This window comes from Streptomyces sp. NPDC049970, from assembly GCF_040660235.1.
In the GTDB taxonomy this organism is placed as follows: Bacteria; Actinomycetota; Actinomycetes; order Streptomycetales; family Streptomycetaceae; genus Streptomyces.
Genome location: NZ_JBFALP010000001.1, coordinates 627,105 through 646,659 on the forward strand (window position 1 = coordinate 627,105; position 19,555 = coordinate 646,659).

General features: G+C 71.3%; 18 protein-coding genes. 6 read left to right on the forward strand and 12 right to left on the reverse strand.

The genetic code is table 11. The features are described 5' to 3' along the window. The first annotated feature begins 3 nt into the window (after positions 1 to 3). Complete coding sequence (locus tag AB0I83_RS02720; protein ID WP_363303322.1) at positions 4 to 915, forward strand: LysM peptidoglycan-binding domain-containing M23 family metallopeptidase; 912 nt, start codon at positions 4 to 6, stop codon at positions 913 to 915. A gap of 162 nt (positions 916 to 1,077) precedes the next feature. Next, on the forward strand, positions 1,078 to 1,905 hold the full coding sequence (locus AB0I83_RS02725) for an SGNH/GDSL hydrolase family protein (protein WP_363303323.1): 828 nt from the start codon (positions 1,078 to 1,080) through the stop codon (positions 1,903 to 1,905). Between the two features lie 116 nt (positions 1,906 to 2,021). On the opposite strand, the gene AB0I83_RS02730 is transcribed toward AB0I83_RS02725, so the two are convergent. The 6 genes from AB0I83_RS02730 to AB0I83_RS02755 form a co-directional block, all read right to left on the reverse strand. Further along, the gene (locus tag AB0I83_RS02730) at positions 2,022 to 2,945 is read right to left on the reverse strand and encodes an STM4011 family radical SAM protein (protein WP_363303324.1); all 924 of its coding nucleotides are present in this window, start codon (positions 2,943 to 2,945) and stop codon (positions 2,022 to 2,024) included. Positions 2,946 to 2,953: 8 nt separating this feature from the next. After that, the gene (locus AB0I83_RS02735) at positions 2,954 to 4,330 is read right to left on the reverse strand and encodes an STM4012 family radical SAM protein (protein ID WP_363303325.1); all 1,377 of its coding nucleotides are present in this window, start codon (positions 4,328 to 4,330) and stop codon (positions 2,954 to 2,956) included. Continuing rightward, on the reverse strand, positions 4,327 to 5,139 hold the full coding sequence (locus tag AB0I83_RS02740; protein WP_363303443.1) for an STM4013/SEN3800 family hydrolase: 813 nt from the start codon (positions 5,137 to 5,139) through the stop codon (positions 4,327 to 4,329). Before AB0I83_RS02740 ends, AB0I83_RS02735 begins: the two co-directional genes overlap by 4 nt. Positions 5,140 to 5,221: 82 nt before the next feature. After that, entirely contained in the window at positions 5,222 to 6,364 is a 1,143-nt protein-coding gene (locus AB0I83_RS02745) for an STM4014 family protein (protein ID WP_363303326.1), read from the reverse strand. Next, positions 6,345 to 7,313 carry an STM4015 family protein gene (locus tag AB0I83_RS02750; protein WP_363303327.1) on the reverse strand — a complete coding sequence of 323 codons (969 nt, stop codon included), beginning with the start codon at positions 7,311 to 7,313 and terminating at the stop codon, positions 6,345 to 6,347. Before AB0I83_RS02750 ends, AB0I83_RS02745 begins: the two co-directional genes overlap by 20 nt. A 7-nt stretch (positions 7,314 to 7,320) precedes the next feature. After that, complete coding sequence (locus tag AB0I83_RS02755) at positions 7,321 to 8,274, reverse strand: STM4015 family protein (protein ID WP_363303328.1); 954 nt, start codon at positions 8,272 to 8,274, stop codon at positions 7,321 to 7,323. Between the two features lie 276 nt (positions 8,275 to 8,550). On the opposite strand from AB0I83_RS02755, the gene AB0I83_RS02760 reads away from it, so the two are divergent. Together AB0I83_RS02760 and AB0I83_RS02765 are read left to right on the forward strand one after the other, a co-directional pair. Continuing rightward, on the forward strand, positions 8,551 to 8,877 hold the full coding sequence (locus AB0I83_RS02760) for a hypothetical protein (RefSeq protein ID WP_356530248.1): 327 nt from the start codon (positions 8,551 to 8,553) through the stop codon (positions 8,875 to 8,877). Between the two features lie 106 nt (positions 8,878 to 8,983). Continuing rightward, positions 8,984 to 9,985, forward strand: a complete 1,002-nt coding sequence (locus AB0I83_RS02765; RefSeq protein ID WP_363303329.1) for a DUF6745 domain-containing protein — start codon at positions 8,984 to 8,986, stop codon at positions 9,983 to 9,985. 113 nt (positions 9,986 to 10,098) lie between these two features. On the opposite strand, the gene AB0I83_RS02770 is transcribed toward AB0I83_RS02765, so the two are convergent. Beyond that, the gene (locus tag AB0I83_RS02770) at positions 10,099 to 10,710 is read right to left on the reverse strand and encodes a TetR/AcrR family transcriptional regulator (RefSeq protein WP_356530245.1); all 612 of its coding nucleotides are present in this window, start codon (positions 10,708 to 10,710) and stop codon (positions 10,099 to 10,101) included. A gap of 218 nt (positions 10,711 to 10,928) precedes the next feature. Beyond that, on the reverse strand, positions 10,929 to 12,116 hold the full coding sequence (locus AB0I83_RS02775; RefSeq protein WP_363303444.1) for a Glu/Leu/Phe/Val dehydrogenase dimerization domain-containing protein: 1,188 nt from the start codon (positions 12,114 to 12,116) through the stop codon (positions 10,929 to 10,931). Positions 12,117 to 12,339: 223 nt separating this feature from the next. Between AB0I83_RS02775 and AB0I83_RS02780 the strand changes: the two genes are divergently transcribed. Together AB0I83_RS02780 and AB0I83_RS02785 are read left to right on the forward strand one after the other, a co-directional pair. Beyond that, positions 12,340 to 12,786 carry a PPOX class F420-dependent oxidoreductase gene (locus AB0I83_RS02780; RefSeq protein WP_363303330.1) on the forward strand — a complete coding sequence of 149 codons (447 nt, stop codon included), beginning with the start codon at positions 12,340 to 12,342 and terminating at the stop codon, positions 12,784 to 12,786. A gap of 123 nt (positions 12,787 to 12,909) precedes the next feature. Then, positions 12,910 to 14,106 carry an MBL fold metallo-hydrolase gene (locus AB0I83_RS02785; RefSeq protein WP_363303331.1) on the forward strand — a complete coding sequence of 399 codons (1,197 nt, stop codon included), beginning with the start codon at positions 12,910 to 12,912 and terminating at the stop codon, positions 14,104 to 14,106. Between the two features lie 195 nt (positions 14,107 to 14,301). Here AB0I83_RS02785 and AB0I83_RS02790 read toward each other — a convergent pair whose 3' ends face one another. The 4 genes from AB0I83_RS02790 to AB0I83_RS02805 all read right to left on the reverse strand — a co-directional run bounded on the left by AB0I83_RS02790 (position 14,302) and on the right by AB0I83_RS02805 (position 19,530). Then, on the reverse strand, positions 14,302 to 15,330 hold the full coding sequence (locus tag AB0I83_RS02790) for an alpha/beta fold hydrolase (RefSeq protein WP_363303332.1): 1,029 nt from the start codon (positions 15,328 to 15,330) through the stop codon (positions 14,302 to 14,304). Positions 15,331 to 15,334: 4 nt separating this feature from the next. Then, a complete protein-coding gene (locus tag AB0I83_RS02795) occupies positions 15,335 to 15,694 on the reverse strand; it encodes a hypothetical protein (RefSeq protein ID WP_363303333.1) in 360 nt (119 codons plus the stop codon). A gap of 13 nt (positions 15,695 to 15,707) precedes the next feature. Further along, a complete protein-coding gene (locus AB0I83_RS02800) occupies positions 15,708 to 16,208 on the reverse strand; it encodes a helix-turn-helix domain-containing protein (protein WP_363303334.1) in 501 nt (166 codons plus the stop codon). Between the two features lie 190 nt (positions 16,209 to 16,398). Beyond that, on the reverse strand, positions 16,399 to 19,530 hold the full coding sequence (locus tag AB0I83_RS02805) for an alpha-mannosidase (RefSeq protein ID WP_363303335.1): 3,132 nt from the start codon (positions 19,528 to 19,530) through the stop codon (positions 16,399 to 16,401). Between the last annotated feature and the right edge of the window lie 25 nt (positions 19,531 to 19,555).

Sequence of the window (19,555 nt, forward strand, 5' to 3'; positions counted from 1 at the left end):
CCCATGCCCGCAAAAGGCAAGCACCGCCGTAAGAAGACCGGCCCGATCTCCCGCGGCTTCCTCGCCGCGGGTACCGGCGGCGCCGTACTCGCCCTCCCGCTGATCGGCGCCACCGGCGCCCACGCCGCGGAGCAGGCCGCGCCCGCCGCGGCCAAGTCCGCCTCCGTCGCCGAGAGCGCGCCCGCCACCGGGGTGAAGGGCTCCCCGAAGACCTACTCCGTGGTCGCCGGCGACTACCTCGCGAAGATCGCCAGTAGCCAGAAGACCAAGGGCGGATGGCAGAAGCTGTACAAGGACAACCGCGACGTCGTCGGTGGGAACCCGAGCCTGATCCGCCCGGGAATGAAGCTGACCCTCGGTGCCAAGGCCCCCGGTGCGACCGGGAAGCCGGCCGCCGAGGCCGCGCCCTCCAAGGCGAAGTCCGCCCCGAAGCCCGCCGCCGAGAAGGCCGCTCCGGCCGAGAACGCCGCCGCCACCGCCGACTCCGGTGCCTCGCAGAGCACCGGCTCCGGCTACGCGGCGCCGGTGGAGAGCCCCACGGTCACCACGCAGTACCGCGCCTCCGGCGCCAGCTGGTCCAGCGGCTACCACACCGGTTCCGACTTCCAGGCCGCATCCGGCACCAGCGTCCGGTCCATCGGCCCGGGCACCGTGGTCTCCGCGGGCTGGAGCGGCTCGTACGGCAACGAGGTCGTCATCCAGCACAGCGACGGCATGTACTCGCAGTACGCCCACCTGTCCTCGCTGGAGGTCTCGGCCGGACAGACCGTCACCGGCGGGCAGCAGATCGGCCTTTCCGGCTCCACCGGCAACTCCACCGGCCCGCACCTCCACTTCGAGGTCCGCACCGGTCCGAGCTACGGCTCGGACGTCGACCCGATCGCGTACCTGCGTTCGCACGGCGTCTCCATCTGAGGGGCGACACCCGAGGGTTGAGCAGAGGGGCGGTGCGCACGGCGCGCCGCCCCTCTGCTTATTCCGGCTTTACCAAAACCTGACCAGGTGGTCTTTGTCACCAACCGTCAACCCCTTATTACGGTCGCGTAGGTCACATTCGAAGGTGCAGGATAAGTCGTTGTGGCAGACGATTCGAGAAACAAGACACGAGGCATCATCGGGTCGTACGCGGCGATCGGCGACAGTTTCACCGAGGGCGTCGGGGACCCCGGCCCGGACGGGCGGCTCGTCGGCTGGGCGGACCGGTTCGCGGTACTCCTCGCGGACCGGCTCCCCGTCCCCGACGCGCTGGCCCGCCCGGTGGACGACCCGCACGGGATATTCCGGTACGCCAATCTCGCCGTACGCGGACGACTCCTCGACCAGATAGTCGAGGAACAGGTCCCCCGCGCGAAGCAGCTCGCACCGGACCTGGTGAGCTTCTGCGCGGGCGGCAACGACATCCTGCGTCCCGGTTCCGACCCGGACGACGTGGCCGAGCGCTTCGAGCGCGCGGTGGCCGACCTGGCGCGCTCGGTCGGCACGGTCATGGTGACCACCGGCTTCGACACCCGGGACATCCCGGTGCTGAAGCATCTGCGCGGCAAGATCGCCACATACACCGCACACGTCCGGTCCATCGCCGACCGCTACGACTGCCCGGTCCTGGACCTGTGGTCCCTGCGGTCGGTCCAGGACCGCAGGGCCTGGGACAACGACCGGCTGCACCTCTCGCCCGAGGGGCACACCCGGGTCGCGCTGCGCGCCGCCCAGGTGCTCGGCCTCGGCGTGCCGGCCGACCCCGACCAGATGTGGCCCCCGCAGGCACAGCGCGGAGCTCTCGAGGTGCGCCGGGACGACATCAACTGGGCGCGGGAGTACCTCGTCCCGTGGATCGGCCGACGGCTGCGCGGTGAGTCCTCCGGCGACCACGTAGAGGCCAAGCGCCCCGATCTGCTGCCGCTCTGACCGCCCCCGGCGTTCTCCACCGCGGCCGACGCCGGGCGGCACGCCCTCTCGGCGGCCGACGGAGAACGGCGGACGCTTTTCGGCGGGTGGCACGTGACGTAAGGCAGCGGGCGTTCTCAGCGGCTGACGTAGGGCAGCAGGCGCCTGCCCGGTCGCGGGTGGGCGAGTCCGTCCGGAGCGGGCGCCCGCACCGGACGGGCCGGTATGCGCTCCAGGACGCCTCCCGCGAAGACGTCGTACAGCGGCAAGGTCTCCAGGTGGACGTAGCCGATGTGGCAGTCGCACACCTCCAGCGGGCATCCGCGCGGCCCGAGTGAGCTCCGGTAGCTGCCGTCGTACAGGTTGCCCAGTTCCGCCCGGACGAAGTGACAGCGCCGCACCGTCCCGTCACCGTCCACCGAGATCACGGAGTCACCGGTCCGGCAGGGCAGACCGGCCGAGCGGTGCGGATGCCGGCTGTACGGGAACAGGGGGTCCAGGGCCGTCCAGCGGTCCGCCTCCTCGTCCGTGTAGGTGTGCCCCTCGGCGGCGTTCACCCAGAGGTACACCTCGGGCGGCAGCGCCGCACGCAGGCGGCGGGCCTCCTCCAGGTGTTCGCCGAGCCCGACGATCCCGACGCTGTGGCGCACCCCGAGGTCCGCGAGTTCCCGGATCCGGCCGAGGAAGCGCTCGTACGGCGTCTGGCCCGGATGGTAGGTGCACCACAGGGCGACCTTGTCCCTGTCCGCCTCCGACAGCCAGCCGGTACGGCCGCTGAGATTGGTCTGGACGGCGACCCGCTCGATGTGCGGCAGCCGCGAGAGTTCGACGAGCGCCCGCCGGTACCACGAGCGGACCAGCCCTTCCCCCCACGGAGTGAACAGCACCGACAGCCGGTCACCGGTCTGTGCCGCGGCCCATGCGGTGAAGCGCTCCAGGGCGGCACGGTCGGCGCGCAGCCGGTCGCCGCTGTCCCGCCGCTTCGCGAACGGGCAGTAGGGGCAGTCGTAGTCGCAGGAGGCCAGCGGACCCCGGTACAGGATGGTCAGGTCCTTGCCCATCGGCCCGCTCACTTCGCCTCGTACGCGGCCATCGCGGCCCGCACCCCGGGGGAGAACAGCTCCGGCCCCAGCGCGTCGGAGTGGGCCAGGCCCTCGGGGGAGAGGCGCAACCGGCCCGGGCCGGCCGCTTCGTCCAGCCAGCCGCGCGCGGCGAAGCGCTCCAGCTCGGTGGAGAAGGTGTCGCAGGGATCCGTGCCGAAGCGCTCGCGGTACCCGGCGGTCTCCATCCCCTCGGCCTGCAGGAGCGACTGCAGGAGGTGGCGTCTGCGGGCCTCGCCTGCGTCGACGTACCTGCCGACCTCGGCGCGGGAGAAGTCCCGGGTGCCGGTGAAGCCGTCGATGATGCCCCGGATCTCCCGCATCTCCACCGCGTAGTCGAAGGAGTAGTGCAGGGAAGAGGTGTAGGAGCGGGCGCCGCAGCCCAGCCCGATCATGCCGTCGGTCTGGCAGGCGTAGTCCTCGGGGCCGGCGGGCGTGGTGTCCGCACGGCGGAACATCCGCATCGACACCTGCTCGTAGCCGTGCGACAGCAGATGGTCGCGGCCCGCGCGGTAGAGCCGCAGGCGCTGCTCGTCCCAGGCGGTGTCCGGCCCCGAGCGTGCCGCCGACCCGGCGGATCCGGGGCCCAGTCGCCCGAGGCCGGTCAGCGGGCGGACGTAGAGCGGATAGAGGTACAGCTCCTCCGGGCGCCACGTCAGGGCGGCATCCAGCGAAGTCCGCCAACTGGCCTCGGTCTGGCCGTCGATGCCGTAGATCAGGTCGATGTTGAGGACCGGGACACGGGCGTCGCGGATACGGCCGAGAGCCGCCTCCACGTCCGACCGGCGCTGGGGGCGGACCGCGGCCCGGGCCTCGGTGTCCACGAAGCTCTGCACCCCGATGCTGATCCTGGTGGTCCCCCGGTCGGCGAGGACCGCGAGCCGGTCCGCGGTCGCGGTCGACGGCGAGGTCTCGACCGACAGGGGAACCGAGCGCAGATCGGCGCCCATCCGCTTCTCCGCGATGTCGCAGAGACGCTCCAGCTCTCCGGCGTCGAGGTAGGTCGGCGTACCTCCGCCGAACGCCGCCGCGGCGAACCGCACGGGGGCGTCGTGGCCCAGAGCGTCCCTCACCGCGACGGCCTGCCGGTCGAGCGCGTCGAGGTAACGGGTCGTCAGCTCATCGGGGGCGCCGATCCTGGTGAACAGGTTGCAGAAGCCGCAACGGACCTCGCAGAAGGGTATGTGGACGTAGAGGGAGAGCGCGTCCTTGCGCTCCGCCGCCCACAGCTCGGCCAGCGGCGGACGCCCGGCGGGATGGGTGTCCAGCGGGCGGTAGGCGGTCTTGTGCGGGTAGGCGTAGACATAACTCAGATAGGGGCTCGTGCCGGTCGTGGTGCCTGTCATCGTGCTGCCCCCTGGTCGAGGAAGAAATGGGCGTACGGCACGGTCCACACGGCTTCGTGGCCGAGCCGGTGGCCGGTGTAGCCGTCGTCCCCGTACGCCGTGCCGTGGTCGGAGCAGACGATGGCGAAACACCTGCGGCGGCTGCTCGCGGCGGCGAAGAGGCGTCCGATGTGCCGGTCGACGTACTCCAGTGCCGCCGCGTGGGTGGCCTTCGAGTCGCCCGCTCCGGACGTGGCGCCGGGGAGGTGGAACCAGTTGGGCTGGTGCAGCGCCGCCACGTTGACGAAGAGGAGGAGTCTCTGCTCCCGGGGGAGTTCGGTGACGATCCGTTCGGCACAGGAGACCTGCGCCTCGAAGGACGTGGGCGAGGCGACGCCGAACTCCGGTTCCCAGTGGCTCTCCTGGAACATGCCGGGCAGCACCGAGCCGAGCGGTGGGCGTCGGTTGAAGAAGCCGACTCCGCCCACGCAGACCGTGCGGTAGCCGACGGCGGCGAGGCCCGACAGGAGATCGGGGCTGTCGTGCACGAAGGTGCCGTCCGCGGTCGACTCGCTGCCCGCGAACCGCGCGGCGAACAGCCTCGGGTGGGGCCCGGGCGCGGCGGGGGTCGGCAGGAAACCCGCGAAGATCGCCTGATGGGAGGCGTACGTGAAACTGCCCGGCGCGTGCCTCTCCTCCCACACTCCACCGGGCAGATGCCGGGCGAGATTCGGGATGCGCCCCGCTGCGGCGAGTTCCCGGGCGACGTCGAACCGAAGGGTGTCCAGAGTGACGAGCAGCAGATCGTGACTTCCGACGACCGCGTTCATGTCCGGGTTCGAGGGCTCCCGGTTCGAGGGCTCCGGGTTCGGGGTCTCCGGGGTCGAGGTCTCGACGCCGGGTGACGTGCAGTCAGGGTACGTCGATGACACGGCTGTTCCTCGCTCGGTCCAGTACGGCGGCTATCTGCGCGCCGTAGGTGTCCAGGCCCTCCGCCGTGCTGCCCGGCAGACCGGTCAGGCGCGGCAGGAGGTCCCCGAAGGCGTTTACCTCTCCGACGGCGAAGCGCCGCCAGCCGGTCGCCGGCAGCAGGTCGACGCCCACGCAGAGCGTGCCGGGGAAGCAGGCGGCGGCCCGCTCGCACACGGCCAGCGCGGCGGCCCAGCTGCCGCCGGCCGACTCCACCGCGGCCCGCACCTCGTCGAGATCGCCGCGCGCGCCTCCGAGGTGCAGATTGGTCATGGGGGACCGGCTGGTGCGTACGACGGCGTGGGTCGCCCTGCCCGCGACCACCACGACCCGGAGGTCGGCCACCCGGCCCCGGACGGACGCCTTGGGCAGCCAACGCTCGATGTGCAGCCCGTCGGGTGCCAGGGCGTCGATCAGCACGGCCACCTCGCGCTCCGTCGTGCACCGGCGAACCCGCAGCGAGTTGAACAGGCGGCCCTCACCGTCCCGCTCCACGGAGGTCGTCGCACGGACCCTGCCGGGGCCGGCCGTCTCCAGGGCCAGCACACCGGAGGCGGACGAGCCGTGGGCCGGCTTCACGAACACCCTCGGCATACGGTGGTCCGCCATCAGCGCCCGCACGTCCTCCCATCCCCGCACCGGGGCGCCCGCCGGCCCGGATGTGGGGGAGTCCGGGACCGGGACTCCGGCGCCCCGGACGAGGCCGTGGCAGAGCCGTTTGTCGAACAGCGCCGCCATGTCCTCGGGATCGTCCAGCAGCTCGGCTCCCGCGGCGGCGGCCGTCCGCGCCACGTCCCGGACGGCCGCCGTGAACCGGGCGTACCAGCGGGCCGAACCCTCGACCCTGGTCGGATCGTCGCTCCCGCGCAGCAGCCGGTCCACCTCGGCGTCCTCGCCGGGGGAGTCGACGCGAACCGTCTCCCCGGGGAGGAAGACGGCGTCGCCCCCCAGCACCTGGAGCCAGGAGACCGGACGTGCGGCCGGGAGCCCGGCGGCGCGCACGGCGTCCTGGAACAGGCCGACCCGGCGGTTGCCGGGGATGCCGACGACCGCGAAGCGCGGCGGGCTACTCGCTGACGGCGACATAGCGCGACTCGTCGTCCTCGTCGTCCCACTTGTCGCCCTCTTCGAGATCGACCCGGACACCCTCCCGGGTGCACAGAGTCTCGATACGGGCCACGAACGGGTCGGTGAGGAAGTGGTGGTGGAGGTCCAGGGAGGACAGATGGGTGAGCGGCTGCCCGCCGAGGAGGGCCTCCGCCCCCGTGTCGCTCAGGGTTCCCATGGACAGGGACAGGGAGTCGAGGCGCGCGACCACGGGTGCCGAGGCGATCGCGACGGCTATCTCGTCCTGGATCTCGCTGTTCTGAAGGCCGAGATGGCGCAGCCCCGGAAGCCCGGCGCCGGACAGCACGGGTGCCAGGTCGGTCACCGTGGTGTCGCCGCCGTACCACTCGGAGCCGAACCAGAGCTCCAGGTGTTCGAGGGCGGGGAGCTCGCACGCACCGACCGCGCGGGTGATGTGCCCGGGCAGTCCGCCCGACTCGAACCGCAGCGTACGCAGCGACTCGTGCCGGACAGGGCGCAGCCGGAGGCCCTCGCTCTCGGGGGCCGTCTCGCCGCAGCCGCGCACCGCCAGTTCCTCCAGCAGCGGGAACGCTTCGAGGACCGGGGTGACGTCGCACATCTGGAGCCAGGAGAGCTCGCACTCCTCGCTCTCCGCATCGGCGAGGAACAGTGCCCGCAGAGCCGGGAAGCGGTGCGCGTCGGCGACCATCGTGGCGATCACCGGTTCGAGGGGCGTGTACTCATCCTTCCACCAGGGGCCGATCAGCAGCGCGCGGACCCGGGCGGGGTCCACCTCCGTGAGGAAGCGCTGCCAGTGCTCCGCGAAGGTCTCCTCACTCCAGGCGCATTCGAGCCGCCACGCCACGGAGTCGGGTTCGGGCAGCGTCCCTGCACCGGGCTCGTCCTTCGAGGGCAGGGTGAGGACGGGAAGGCCGTGAAATACGTCCGGATGAATGATGTCGGTCATCGCGCGCCTACTCCGCTACCGCGGTGTAGCGCCCCGCCGCCCCGCCGTCGCCCCACGGCTCGCAGCGATCGGACAGGTCGACCCGCACGCCGTGCGGCTCCAGGGCACCCGCCAGCCGGCGCTCCATCGGCTCGGTCAGGAAGTGATGGTGCAGGTCGAGTTCCTCTAGATGGGTGAGCGGCTGGCCGTCGAGCAGCGCGGCCGCACCCTCGTCGCCCAGGGTGCCGTTCGACAGGTCGAGGGTACGGAGCCGTGCGACGAGCGGCGCCGAGCCGATCGCGACCGCGATCTCGTTCTGCAGCTCGCTGTTGCGCAGACCGAGGTGGTGCAGCCGAGGGAAGCGGGTGCCGGTGAGCAAGGGTGCCAGGTCCGGGACCACCGCGTCACCGCCGTACGCGGAGACGCCCAGCCAGAGGTCCAGGCGCTCCAGCGCCGGAAGTTCGCTGTCCAGCACACCGCGCAGCGCCTCCGCGGGGAGTCCTCCGCTCTCGATGGTCAGCTCGCGCAGGGCGTCGTGCTTCACCGCCGGGAAGAGCAGTCCCGAACCACCGCGGATTCCCAGGTGGGTCAGACCGGGGAACGCGGTGAGCAGGGCGGTGACGTCCGAATGCTCGATCCAGGAGATCTCCGCCTCCTCCAGCACCAGATCCCCGACGAAGACGGCGGTGAGCGAGCTCAGCCGCTCGGCCGCGGCCACCACGAGCCCGACGGGGTAGGAGGAATCCTCCTCGTACGTCTCCCCCCACTGCCCGATGATCAGGGCCTGGACACGCGAGGGATCGACGGCGTCGAGGAAGGCGTTGAACTCCTCCTCCCAGGTGACGTCATCGGAACCGAAAGGGTCGACACTGATGCGCCAGGCCGCGGCTTCGGCCGCGGGGCGGGCCGTCCCCTCGGTCTCGCGCCGGAAATCGACGGCCTGGAGGCCGAGCAACTCGTGCAGACGGTCCGCGTCGGACATGGCGCTGAGCTCCTGATGCTGGGGACGGCTGATGTCCGCAAGGTTTATCAAGCGACACTGACAACGCCGCCGCCGGGCCCGGAGTCGAGGGCTCGCACGGTGCCCGGCCGCACTGTGCCCATCGGGGCCGCGTATCCGTCCGGGACCCGGACCACCTGAGCGGGAACGGCCTCCGACCGCCCGGTCCGTGCGCTCGGACGACGGATTGTCAGACCCCTCTCGTAGCGTTTTATCCATGACCGGCACAGCGGGTGCCGGGGTGGAGGGGAGACTCCTGTGTACCGGCAGGGCGATGTACTGATGGTTGCGCTGGACGAATCGGAAGTGCCCGCGCGCTTCCTCGACGCGGCGGGTGAACTGCGCGATGGCCGGGGGAGGCTGGTCCTGGCGCTGGGCGAGGTCACGGGGCACGCCCACGCCGTGCAGGGAAAGGGCCGGCTGATGAGGGAGGCCGGGCCGTTCGGCCCGATGCTGCTCCACCTTCCCGACGGCGGCCGTGTGGTGCACGAGGAGCACGCGGCGATAGCGCTCCCGAAGGGCTGGTTCCGCGTCGTGCGCCAGCGCGAGTACGCCCCGGGCGCGGTGCGGATCGTCGCGGACTGACTCCCTGCCGTGGCGCCCGGTCCGGTGCGGGCGCGGCCGACAGCGGGAGCACCGGAAACAGCGGAATCAGCGGGATTCAGTGGGACACAGGGGACGGGGAACACCGATGCAGTACGTGGACACATGGCGGACCGTGGCGGCGGCGACCGGCCGGGCGGACAGGGGCGCGGCAGAGGACGGTGTGCGGCTGGCCTACCGCAGGGCGGGGCTCGCCGAGCCGGAGCGCATCATCTGGGTGGAGTCGCCGAGGGCGGCGGTCGAGGCGGTGGAGAAGCTGGCCGACGCTGGGCGCTCCGTCCGCGAAGAGGTCCGAACCCGCCCCTGGGCGGAGGAACGCCGGCGGATCTACGATGAGTTGGGCCCGGCCGGCTGGTCCGCGCTCTGGTCCGCCACCGGCGCACAGCTGTGGGAGACCACGGCCGCACTGGCCGAGCGGATACGGACGGGGGTCGTCGCCGGGCTCGCCGCACGGCCCGAGGAGGAGTCGGGTGTACGGCTGGTGCTGCTCGACGCGGTGCTCGGCCAGCACGACGCGGCCTGGCTGGCGGCCTTCGACGGCCGGGGCGACCGGTTGGCCGGACTGGCCGAGGTCGCCAGGAACGCCGGCTGGTGGTGGCCGTACGAACACGCCGTGGTGATCAGCGAACGGCCCGCGACGCTTCACCGCGACGAGGCGGGACGTCTCGACCGTGGTGACGGCCCCGCCCTCGCCTACCCCGACGGCTTCGCCCTGTACGCCTGGCGTGGGATGCCCGTGCCGGCCGAGTTCCTGGACACCCTGGGGAGTCTGACCCCCGAGCGGATACGCGGTGAGGAGAACGCGGAGCTGCGCCGCGTGATGCTCGAGTACTACGGGTACGACCGCTACCTCACAGAATCGGGCGCCGAGCCCGTGCACCGGGACGAGACCGGAATCCTGTGGCGCATCGCGATGGAGGGGGACGAGGACGTCGTGATGGTCGAAGTCGTCAACTCCACGCCCGAGCCGGACGGAACCTGTCGCACCTACTGGCTGCGTGTGCCGCCGAGGACCAGGACCGCGAAGGAGGCTGTCGCCTGGACCTTCGGGCTCGACGGGGAGGTCTACGCCCCGGTGCGCCAGACCTGAACGGCGCGGTGAGCGGCGCCTTGGGCGGTGACCGCCGCCGGACTCCTCTGGGGGTGGTGTCCCCGGCGGCGCCCATGGCGGCCCGTCCCGTCGGGAGGAGGCCGGCCGCCGGGTCAGGCTGTCAACACCTCGGGATCGATACCGAGTTCGCGGGCGAGGGCCTCCTCGGTCCACCGCAGCATCGTGGCCCGGGAGAGCGGACCCGCGTACGACGTCATCTGGACGGCCAGGCCGTCCAGCAACGCGGTGAGCCGCCAGGCCACGGACACCGGATCGTCGCAGCGGAACTCACCCGCGGCGGCTCCCTCCTCGATGACCTCGGCCAGCTCGGCCTTCCACTGCTGGTCGAGATCGCCCGCCACCTCGCGGAGCACCGGATCGCGCAGGGAGGACGCCCAGCCCTCGATCCACAGCCGCCACCCCTTGGCCTGGCCGGTCGGCGCGTACCAGCGAACGGCGGCGCGCAGCCGCCGGACCGCGCTGGTGCGGCGGTTCAGCAGGCCGCGCAGATGGGCGAGGTCGGCCTCCGCGGCGTACTCGAACGCGGCGGCCACCAGCTTCTCCTTGGACGAGAAGTGGTAGAGCACCAGGGCGTTGCTCACCCCGAGAACGGAGGCGACATCGGCGATCCGGACCGCGGACACACCCCGCACCTCGATCTGTTCCACGGCAGCGCGCAGGAGGTCCTCCCGACGCTCCGCCACGCTCAGCCGCACTCTCGCCACGGACTCACCCTAATGGCTGTCCCGTAGACCCTGGCGGGCGCGCGACGACAGCCGTGGCGCCTCGCCGCGCTCCCCGACGCCGGGACGCGTCCAGGACGCGAACGTCCTCTCGCCTTGCGACGCACCGGGTCCGGCGCCGCCCACCGATCCACCGGGGGCTGAGGGAAAGCCCTCGGCCGACCTCCTGGTCCGCTCACCGGGCCACCCCCTCCGGCGTCCTACCGGTACCAGCCGAACCTCTCCGCCATCACCGGCAGACGGTCCGCCACGAGTGCGTGCGCGGCGGCCCGTGGAGTGACGCCGTCAGCCTCCGCCCGCGCCAGGACGCGGCCGATCAGGGCACGCATCGAGCGACGCGTATGGGCGAACGCCTCCTCGGCATCGGCTCCGATGTCACCGAAGAGCGTCCACCACCACCACGCGTTCGTACCCGAGTTGACGACCACGTCCGGCAGGACCGTGATCCCGCGTCGAGCGAGAAGCGCCTCCGCCTCGGGCATGACCGGCATGTTCGCCGCTTCGACGACCCAACGGGCCCTGACCGAGGCCTGCTTGACGGCGTCGACGGCGTACGACACGGCTGCCGGCACCAGCACCTCGGCATCCGCCGCCAGCCAGGCGTCTGCGGGCAGCTCCCGGTCCTCGTCGCGCAGCGCCCCTCGGTCCACCGTGCCGTACACGTCCCGCGCGGCGAGCAGGGACTCGACATCCAGCCCCGCGGGGTTGGCGATGGTGCCCTTCGCGTCCGCCACCGCGACCACGGTGAGCCCTGCCCGGGAGAGGAAGCGCGCCGTCGCCCCTCCCATGGTGCCGAGCCCCTGGAGGGAGACACGCGCATCGCCGTACGCCAGGCCCGTCCGGTCCAGCGCGACGAGAGCGGACTCCGCGACACCGCAGCCGCCGACCAGCTCGTCCAGCCCGATCCCGTCCACCGTGACCGCGAAGGCGTCCGCCAGCCGTCGCCGGGCCGCCGCCTCGTCGTCGAGCAGCGGGTAGACCGCCTGGACCGTGGAGACGAGTCCGGCTTCGGTCGCCGCCCGGTCGACGAGGTCCTGGCTGAGCCCGAGATCCTCCCCTGTCGTCCAGACGCTCTCGACGTAGGGACGCATCGCCCGCAGGTAGCGCACGAGTATCCCGTACGCCCCGGCGGCCCGCGGATCGCAGTCGATGCCCCCCTTGGCGCCTCCCAGCGGGATGTAGCGCGCCCGTACGTCGTCGGTGTCGAAGTGCAGGGCCTCCTTCATGGTCATCCCCCGCGCAAGACCGGTCACCTCCGCGAGGGTGCAGCCCTCCCGCATGCGCAGCCCGCCGCTCGACACGCCGCGTACCAGCCGGTCGACGACCAGATACCCCTCGGTTCCGGTGACGTGGTCCGTCCAGGTCAGGGAGATCAGAGGCGCGGGCAAGGCGGACGTCGGGGCACTTCGCTGGGTCGTCACGGGGCGGCTCCTGGATCACGGGGTGCGGTGTACGGAACGGATCCACCGAACAGGCGCAGCGGGATGTACTGAACAGCGAGTCAGTATCGGGAGGTGGCCCGCAGCTGTCAACGCGCAAGATCCGGCCGTATGTGACCCGTCCGTACCCGGGATGCGGAATCCTCCGGGGTGCACGGACGTTGGAGTCGGCATGACGGACACCGACATCGGACCCGGGCGGGCGGCACTCCTCCGGCTCCTCGGCGAGTACGACGGCGGCGTGCTGGTCACGCTCAATCGCGACGGCAGGCCCCAGCTGTCCAACGTGAACCACGCCTACTACCCGGACGAAGGTGTGATCCGGGTTTCCGTCACCGAGGGGCGGGCGAAGACCCGCAACCTGCGGCGGGACCCGCGGGCGAGCTACCACGTGACGAGCGACGACCGGTGGGCCTGGACCGTCGCGGACGTCTCCGCCGAGCTGACCCCGCCCGCCGCGGATCCCCGGGACGAGACCGTGGAGCGGTTGGTGAAGCTCTACAAGGACGTCCGGGGAGAACATCCCGACTGGGACGAGTACCGGCGGGTGATGGTCGAGGACCGCAGAGTCGTCCTGACCCTCAGGATCGAGCACGTGTACGGGCAGCCGCGTGCCTGACGTCTCACCCGCGCAGGACGAGGCTCCGGAAGAGCGGACGGTGTGCTCCGTTCACCGCCGAGCTCTCGCCTCTTCCACCCTCCCGACCATAATGAGACGACACCCACTCCCTCAGGAGAAGCTGTGACCGGCGCCGACAACCAGCCCTCACTCCGCACCCGACTCCGCTCGCTGCGCCCGGACGCCTTCGGGGCGGATCCGGCCGGGGCGCGGATGGAGCGGATCCGCCGCTCGCCCAACTTCGCCGACGGGGTGTTCCAGAATCCGGAAGGCGCCCGCACCAGGCCGTCGGGCTCCATGCTCGAATTCGCCAAGGTCTACTTCCGCAAGGAGGAGCGCGCCCTCAGGTCCCCGGAGGGCACGGTCCCCATTCACGCCACGACGCTCGCCGACCTCGCCGCACCCCCGGCGACGGGCCTGCGAGTGACCTGGCTTGGCCACTCCAGCGTGCTCACCGAGATCGACGGCCACCGGGTGCTCTTCGACCCCGTCTGGGGCGAGCGCTGCTCCCCCTTCGCGTTCGCCGGGCCCAAGCGCCTGCACCCCGTGCCCCTGCCGCTCGCCTCTCTCGGCTCCGTCGACGTCGTCGTGATCTCGCACGACCACTACGACCACCTCGACCTGCCCACGATCAAGGCCCTGGCCGGCCAGGACACGGTCTTCGCCGTCCCGCTCGGTGTCGGCGCGCACCTGGAGCGTTGGGGGGTGCCCCTGGAGCGCATCCACGAGCTCGACTGGAACGAAACCGTCCGGATCTCGGGCATCAGCCTGACCGCCACCCCCGCCCGCCACTTCTGCGGGCGCGGACTGCGCAACCAGCAGCACACGCTCTGGGCGTCGTGGGTCGTCGCGGGACCGGACCACCGCGTCTACCACAGCGGGGACACCGGCTACTTCTCCGGCTTCAAGGACATCGGGGCCCAGCACGGCCCCTTCGACGCGACCATGATCCAGGTGGGTGCCTACTCCGAGTACTGGCCCGACATCCACATGACTCCGGCCGAAGGGGTGCGGGCACACCTGGACCTCCAGGGCGGCAGCCCGCACGGTGCGCTGATGCCCATCCACTGGGGCACCTTCAACCTCGCCCCGCATGCGTGGGCGGAGCCGGGGGAGTGGATCAGGGATGCTGCCGAGGAGGCAGGGCAGCCGGTGGCGCTCCCTCGTCCGGGTGAGCCGTTCGAGCCGTCTGGGGAGCTTCCCTCGGATGTTTGGTGGCGTGCGGTGGCGGGGGCGATCGCGCGCCCGTGGCGTCGTTCGAAGGTGACGGATGCGGCACTGGTGCATCGCGAAGAAGTCGACCTTGCGGGCGAGCGGTGACGGAGGACTAGGGCGATCCTGAGCAGCTCTCTCAGGTGTCGAGTGATCTGCCGCGCGAGCAGAGGGCCCTGCCATGGATGGCTGTCGCAGGCAGGGGACTGGAACGCCCGGTCATGACGGAGCCCCGGCCGATCCCGGGGAGCCGCCCGCGCACCGGCCCTCCCCATGGAGGTCCGGCGGCGTCCTCGGCAGGCGTCAGTGTCGAGCGAACCGGCGCAGGGAATCGAGTACGGGCGGCGCGAGCGTGTCCGGGTGGTCGGCGTCGTGCAGCAGATGGTCCACTCCCGGCAGCATCGCTCGGCCCGGTCCACCGGCATGCGCGTGACGCAGGGCGGTCGTCAGGGCGTTCGTCGTGACGCAGGGGACCTGGGCGTCGTTCGTGCCGCACGTCAGCAGCACCTTGGTTCCCGGCCGGAGTGCGGCGGCGGTGTCCGGTGGGTAGACGGCGTCGTCGCTCAGCACGAAACGGGCGTTGGGGCCCTGGAACGCCTCGAAGAGCTGGGCGATCGCGGGGGGCAGGTCGGTGGTGACGATCGGTCGGTGTTCGCGCAGGGAGGTGACGGCAGCGTCGATTGCCGTGTTGACCGCGCGTTGCTGCTCTGGTGTGAACTGGCCCTGCCGGGTCGCTTCGGCGACCTGGGCCTTGAGTTGGAGCGTGACCAGGTCCAGCAGGCGGATTGCCTGCGGTTGCAGAAGCGCCAGGCCGGCAGGGCGCGGGCGGACGTTGCCGCTCAGTAGCAGTCCCGTCATCGCGCCCTCGCTGTGCCCGACGAGCAGCAGCCCGTGTGGGTCGGTCTCCGGCTGATCGCGCAATGACGCGTAGGCGGCCCGTGCCTGGCGGACGAATGCCGGGTAGTCGAGTCTTTCCGGGTGGTCCTGGTAGGCGCCGAGTCCGGTGCGGCCGGTGCCGTACTTGTCGAATCTCAGCGTGGCGACTCCGTCCCCGTCGAGCGTGTCGGCCACCTGCGCCAGGGTGTCCGGTGAGGACGCGGGCGGTTGGTTGCCGTCGCGGTCGGTGGGTCCGCTGCCGGGCAGCAGTAGAGCCGCCCTCAGCCGCTGCCCGGCACGATGCTCGGGAACGTGCAGGGTGCCGTACGAGGTCGTACCGTCGACCGTGAAGACGACCTCGCGGTCGGCGGCAGGCACGAGACCGGGCGTCGCCTCGGCGGGAGCGGCGGTGCCGACGGCCAGTGCCATCAAAGCCGCTGCCAGGTGGCGAAACATTGGCCTACCTCCTTCGGACAAGGGCGTTCTCGATCAGGGCGACGGTCGCGCGAGGGTCGTCGACCTGGAGGACCAGGCGTGCGTACTTCTCGTCGGCGAGTTCGACGACGACGGCTTTCGAGGCATCCCTGACGTCCCAGAAGACCTTGTCGCCGTCCTGATGGAATGTGCCGGCGATTATCACACCGGGTACGTGGGAGCCCGGTGCGCGGATTCCCTTGGGGGCGGTGGCGATGCCGGGGTCGGCGGTCGCGCCGCGGATGTTGGCCAGCGGGATGGTCAGGCGGCCCTTGAAGGCCCAGAGCTTGTCGAGACCCTCGATCACGACGACGAGGTCGTCGCCGTCGATACGTATCAGTGCCATGTCGGGTTCCGTTTCAGGGGAGTGGGCCGAGGCGGTGGGTCAGCGCGGTGGTGGCGTTGTCGGGGTTGCCACGCAGGAGGATGCCCAGCGCGGCGGCGGTGAGGGCGGAGGCCAGGTCGGCGCCTACGCCGAGTGCCTCGGCGATCGTCCGGTCGACGGCGGCCAGCGCGGCCGTCACCTCGGAGGCGACCTCCTCGTCGACCGGTGCGCGTTCGACCGTCGCGAGTAGAAGCAGGCGGAGGTCGGCCGAGGTGACGAGTCGCAGCGCGGCCGCGGCATCCGTCGCGCCGGCGAGGGCGTCGAGCAAGGGGCCGACTTCGTCGGCGACATGACGCCGCAGAGCGATCAGGTAGAGACCGCGCTTGCTGCCGAACGTCTTGTACAGGCTGTTGCGGTGCACGCCGAGGTGGCTGACGAGATCGTCGACGGACACACCGTCGTACGCGCGTCCGCCGAACAGATCCACGGCGGCACGCACCGCTTCGTCCTCGTCGAATGCTCTCGGCCTGCCCATGGCCACAAAGGTAGATGGTTAAGGAACGATCAGTCAAGAACGATCGTTCCTTAACCTCCGGTGACCTTCGAGGCACGGCCTTCCAGCACCTGACTACGCGATCCCCGACCGAGTCAGGTCGGGCGACAGCCCAAGGCGTCAACCACCCGCTTCCACCTGCCCGGGACACCTGCCCGGGACAACCGTGCAGTCAGGCCTGATCCTTCGTGCCGCCCGTCGTCAGCAACACCGCCGTGGTGCCGAGCCGGGGCACCTGAACCGACAGTGAGCCGTCCTCCCCCGCGTGCAGAGCGGAGTCCACGGCGCCGAGGTAGTCGGCAGACATGGCTCCGGTGGTGGGGAAGCCCGGAGTGAGTCGGCAGACGACGGCTTCCTCGGCGAAGGACTGCAACCGTACGAGCAGGCGACCCGGCTCCGGCACGGTCAGGCCGACGACACGCATCCGCGGATCGTCGAGGGCCAGCAGCGAGTAGGACGTGCTGGGGGCGGGTCCGGCCGCCCTGCCCGCCCGGACCGCTACCAGGGGCCGGCTGCCGACGGCGGCGGTCCGCATGCCGAGCACCGCCCCGCCGAGAGCCGGTGCCTCCTGCCATCCGATGCTGTAGCGGAAGACGTGGTCGAATGCCTGCTCCGAGGGGAAGTTGGTGTCCCAGATGTTGTTGTGGACCCACGAGAACACGGTTCCCGGCTCTTCCTGGACCAGTGACTGCGGATACGGCACGTAGGGGATGGCGATCCCGCCCACCTGGATCAGCGGGGCGTCCTGCGTGGCCAGTGCCGCGCTCGTCCCGTCCTCCTGGAGGCTGACCCAGCGGCGAACCGCCCGCATGTGCCGCGCTGACCCGGGGACGGTCGGCAGCCCCGTCCCGGTGACTCCGCCGGTCGCCTCCATCCGGACGACCGGGGATCGCATCGCGAAGGGGAAGGCGAAGAACGCGCTCTCCTTCGTCAGCGTCGCGGCCTTGTCGATCCGGTTCTCCAGGTCGATACGCGCACTCGCGTGCGGCAGGTGAACCCTGACCCGCAGCCGTCGGGTGCCGGCCGGAGCGCACTCGTAGACCAGCGTCTCGCCGGTCGCGTCCGAGGTCCGTTCCACCAGAGCCGCCGGGGGAGCCGTACTCCGTGTGGCCAGCAGGTGCATCGAGTCGTCGGCGGTGGTCTTGCTCGACTGGTGGTTGAACCCGCCGGCCGTGGCGTATTCGTCGTACAGGTACCCGTTGAAGCCGACGGTGGCGTCCTGGCGGACCAGTTCGTTCCCCGTCCGCTTGTCCAGGACCGAGTCGATGCACGCGGACGCCAGGTCGACGTGGACGCGCAGGTACTCGTTCTCCAGGACCGCGGAGACATCGGCCGGGGAGCCCTTCTCCGCCGGATTCCCGACGGAGGGTGCGGAGGCCGAAGCGGGCTCGATGTCCACACGTACCGCTCCGTGTGCCGGTACGGCGTCGAGCCGGAACAGCAGGAAGCGGCCGGCTGCCCGGTGGAGCTCGTTGTTCTGCCCCTCCTCCGACACCTCCAGCGGTGAGCCGTCGCGGGAGTCGACGACCCTTACGGCATCGGTGAGCGGCACGGTGCTCTCGGGGAGGAAGAGCCGAACCGGCTCGGAACGTTCCCAGCTGCAGGTGTTGACGACGTAGTAGCCGGCGAGCGTCCCCTCGCGCGGTACCAGGCGCTCCCCCAGCGCCGCACTCGCGGCGTCCAGCAGCGTGTGCGCTCCGTCGTGGGCGCGCAGGGCCTGGGCGTACTTCCAGTGCCACTGCCGCTCGCCCGAGGCGTGACCGTGGTCGCCGTGTGTCCAGGGGTCGCCGGCACCCCAGGTGTGCTCGTTGAACAGGGATGCGGCGCGGTACACCTCGGGTGCCGCGCTCGTGATCCCGGCCCCGCCCGGTGCCCCCAGGATGTCCGCGTGGCCCGCGAGGGTCTGGGCGTCGGCCAGCGCCGCCTGCCCGTCACGGGTTGCGGCCAGTGGCACGGCTCCCGCGCCGACGCCGTCGACCCACCAGTCCGTCCAGTCGCCCTCGTACGTCTCGATCCGGTCGCCCAGCCTCTCCTCGGCGTCGGTGAAGAAGTCCTCGTTGCGGGAGGTGCGCAGGGTGGGGAAGGCCCACTCCTCGTTCCACCGGCGCACCGTGTCCGCGATGATGCGGCGCGGCGGTCCGTTGTCCGCGAACTTGCCCAGGACCCGGAGATGCAGGATGTCCCACGGGTACGGGTCGCCCTTGAACTCCTCGTCCAGAACAGGGAATCCCGGGATGCCACGACCCTCGTGCGGGTACTGGTGGTTCGCTGTCGCTGAGAGGTAGTTCGGCAGCAGGTCGTCGACGCGGTCGAAGGATTCGTCGAAGCCGATGATCGAGCCCTCCATGTAGGCGAGGCCGTGGGGGGTGTCGGTACGCCACACCAGCACCTCGCGCCCGCTCGGTGCCCGCCAGCGGAACAGCCGTGGCAGGTCCTGACCGCCGGTGTGGTGGGGCACCGCGCGCCCAGCCCAGTTGTGGGCTACCGACAGATAGCGGATTCCGCTGTCGGCGAGGACGTCGGGAAGCCCGACGACCTGGCCCGGGACGTCCGTCTGCATGGCCGTCGTGATGCCGATGCCCTCCCGGTCCCGCAGCTCCCTGACCGGGCGCAGCAGTTCGTGGAGCTCATCGGTGGAGCAGGTCTCGGTGTGCAGGTTGAAGGGCATCGCGGTCAGTTCGATGCGCCCTTCGCGCACCCGGTCCAGGAATTCCGCGACCATCCGCTGCGGCCGGTTCTGCGACCAGTTCTCGAAACTGAAGTAGCCTTCGACGGCCCACCGGAACTTCGACTCGTCCGGCCAGTCGTCTGTGGTGCGGCACAGTTCGAGCAGGGAGTCGAGGTACTTGCGTCCTTCGGCGAGCACGGTGCCCTGGGGGTCGGTGTAGCCGATGTCCAGGTGGGCGTGTTGGACCAGGTGCAGCGTCCAGTGACGCTGCGGGCTCAGCAGCACCTCGACGCTTCCCTCGTCGGCGAGCTCAGGCAGTTCGACGAGGATCGGTGTGGGTGCGTCGACCTCGGGGAGAAGCAGTCGGGTGTCCGTGCCGGGGCCGGGGAGGACGTCGCAGCGCAGGACGCTGCCGGAGACGGTGGTGACGCGGGCACGGGTGAGCGGCCGGTCCGCCGCCACACGCACCGACTGGAGGAGGCCCCCCGCACCGTCGTGCCGCAGGAGCGGTTCGCAGGAGAGCCTGACCCGGTGTCCGCCGAGAACGCCTTCGGCGGACACCGCGCGCTCGCGCAGGATGTCTCGGGCCATGTTCGAGTCCCACCAGGAGGGACGGGCAAGTGCGGGGCGGGGCATGGGAGGGGTCTCCACTCGTGTCTGG

Excerpts from the sequence above, each read along its gene's own strand:
- AB0I83_RS02720 (WP_363303322.1), top strand. The coding sequence starts at position 4 with ATGCCCGCAAAAGGCAAGCACCGCCGTAAGAAGACCGGCCCGATCTCC.
- AB0I83_RS02730 (WP_363303324.1), bottom strand. The coding sequence starts at position 2,945 with ATGGGCAAGGACCTGACCATCCTGTACCGGGGTCCGCTGGCCTCCTGC.
- AB0I83_RS02735 (WP_363303325.1), bottom strand. The coding sequence starts at position 4,330 with ATGACAGGCACCACGACCGGCACGAGCCCCTATCTGAGTTATGTCTAC.
- AB0I83_RS02740 (WP_363303443.1), bottom strand. The coding sequence starts at position 5,139 with ATGAACGCGGTCGTCGGAAGTCACGATCTGCTGCTCGTCACTCTGGAC.
- AB0I83_RS02745 (WP_363303326.1), bottom strand. The coding sequence starts at position 6,364 with ATGTCGCCGTCAGCGAGTAGCCCGCCGCGCTTCGCGGTCGTCGGCATC.
- AB0I83_RS02750 (WP_363303327.1), bottom strand. The coding sequence starts at position 7,313 with ATGACCGACATCATTCATCCGGACGTATTTCACGGCCTTCCCGTCCTC.
- AB0I83_RS02755 (WP_363303328.1), bottom strand. The coding sequence starts at position 8,274 with ATGTCCGACGCGGACCGTCTGCACGAGTTGCTCGGCCTCCAGGCCGTC.
- AB0I83_RS02765 (WP_363303329.1), top strand. The coding sequence starts at position 8,984 with ATGCAGTACGTGGACACATGGCGGACCGTGGCGGCGGCGACCGGCCGG.
- AB0I83_RS02780 (WP_363303330.1), top strand. The coding sequence starts at position 12,340 with ATGACGGACACCGACATCGGACCCGGGCGGGCGGCACTCCTCCGGCTC.
- AB0I83_RS02790 (WP_363303332.1), bottom strand. The coding sequence starts at position 15,330 with ATGTTTCGCCACCTGGCAGCGGCTTTGATGGCACTGGCCGTCGGCACC.
- AB0I83_RS02795 (WP_363303333.1), bottom strand. The coding sequence starts at position 15,694 with ATGGCACTGATACGTATCGACGGCGACGACCTCGTCGTCGTGATCGAG.
- AB0I83_RS02800 (WP_363303334.1), bottom strand. The coding sequence starts at position 16,208 with ATGGGCAGGCCGAGAGCATTCGACGAGGACGAAGCGGTGCGTGCCGCC.
- AB0I83_RS02805 (WP_363303335.1), bottom strand. The coding sequence starts at position 19,530 with ATGCCCCGCCCCGCACTTGCCCGTCCCTCCTGGTGGGACTCGAACATG.